Consider the following 1,460-nt stretch of genomic DNA (forward strand, 5'->3'; position numbering starts at 1 on the left):
ACATATTTAAAACTCTACACATCTTCACCCAACTATGTTTCTCTCTCCCTAAATAAGCCAATTCAATCAATTGCTTATCGTAAAGATTAAGCTTGCTCACTCCTTTCCTTACATCCAGTATAAATTCAGCACGCTTAACATTTTTCTCGCTTATACCATCTGTTTCGCCGATCTTCACACGTTCGATTATTTCCTCTGTTATGCTTGATAGAAACAAACGGTATTTCTTCAAGGCTTTTAGTACATTCTTTTTCGTTTCCTCTTTATTAATCTCTGGCAACTCAATATCAAGCATATTATCACTCCTTCACCATTTTCAAAAATGTATCCAATGGTAATACGACCAACCAAGGTTTTCTATCCGCTTTAATTGCTAAAGCGTCGGGCTGTTCTCGCTCATCCTCCAACCAGTTGTATAATGTCTTGAATCCATTTTTCCTAGCCTTTACTTCCCATTCAAGCCCTAATCCTTTCACATCATTAGCATAACCTTGCATAGCCCCAGAGAGCGGCACACGCTCTCCCCCTATCAAGCTAGCAAACTCTCTTTCACGTCTTGCACCTTTATCTCGTTGACTTTTCCCCATTTATCTTGCTCCGTTTCTCTAAAAGGATTATTTTGTTTGGTTTTATTCTTTGTACTCTGTTTCAACAGCCTCAGCGACTTCAATTTCTTTTTTTACTAAATCCTCTAAAAAATAAAACGCTGCTGCTTCGCCTTCTTCTGTTCTTACATCCTCAAATTGTTCTCTTTGCTTACCCTCTAACTCATATTCAAATGTTACTTTCACTTTCATTTCCCTCTACCCCCTACATTTTTTCAACTTCTTTATTTGTTTCTTCAATTGATTCTATCCATTGATTAACAACTTCTTCTTCCGTTGCTCCTGATTTGTTAATAACTAAATTTATATGTTCATCCAGCTTTCTATATAAATCATACTTATCCATTTTCCCTCTGCCTCCTTATTGATATCGAAAAGAAATATAACTCGGATTTACCACACTAGTTACAAATGACTCGCTATAAAAATACTTTGGTTTAACATGAAACCTTCTGCATAGTACTTGTATTTGATTAAATGTCGGAATGATTCTTGATCGCTCTATCTCAATCAATTTATTAATATCAACCTCCAATAATTCAGCAGCTTGTCCTTGAGTCAATCCGAATAAATGCCGAAGTTCCGTTAACTTCTCTCCATTAAAATTACTCACAACATTTCGTCCCTTCTGAATAAAACTCAATATTCCGTCAATACTGTAGACAACCCATTTCGAACCATATTCCATTACCCGAGCAGTTAGCTTTTGCTAGCTGCTCTTTTATTTATTTGTTGTAATCTACAGTGTTTTATATAACACATTGCCATATTGATGAACCTATTAAACCATTCTGTTTCTTCACGGTTCATATTGTATTCATCAGCAATTTCCTTAACTGATTTCATATCCGCACC

At 35.8% G+C, this 1,460-nt stretch carries 5 protein-coding genes; all 5 read right to left on the reverse strand.

What is annotated here, in order from left to right; genetic code table 11:
• The coding region (locus MR058_RS22740) for an ArpU family transcriptional regulator (protein ID WP_242145934.1) at window positions 1-295 on the reverse strand (295 nt) is incomplete at its 3' end.
• 4 nt (window positions 296-299) lie between these two features.
• A complete protein-coding gene (locus tag MR058_RS22745; RefSeq protein WP_048723916.1) occupies window positions 300-587 on the reverse strand; it encodes a hypothetical protein in 288 nt (95 codons plus the stop codon).
• Between the two features lie 42 nt (window positions 588-629).
• Window positions 630-797: a hypothetical protein gene (locus tag MR058_RS22750; protein ID WP_164468645.1), complete on the reverse strand. Its 168-nt coding sequence runs from the start codon at window positions 795-797 to the stop codon at window positions 630-632.
• A gap of 13 nt (window positions 798-810) precedes the next feature.
• A complete protein-coding gene (locus MR058_RS22755) occupies window positions 811-951 on the reverse strand; it encodes a hypothetical protein (protein WP_157671229.1) in 141 nt (46 codons plus the stop codon).
• A gap of 15 nt (window positions 952-966) precedes the next feature.
• Complete coding sequence (locus MR058_RS22760; RefSeq protein WP_048723938.1) at window positions 967-1,218, reverse strand: helix-turn-helix domain-containing protein; 252 nt, start codon at window positions 1,216-1,218, stop codon at window positions 967-969.
• Between the last annotated feature and the right edge of the window lie 242 nt (window positions 1,219-1,460).

Source organism: Bacillus cereus group sp. BfR-BA-01430, assembly GCF_022663115.1.
Classification (GTDB): Bacteria; Bacillota; Bacilli; order Bacillales; family Bacillaceae_G; genus Bacillus_A; species Bacillus_A cereus_BD.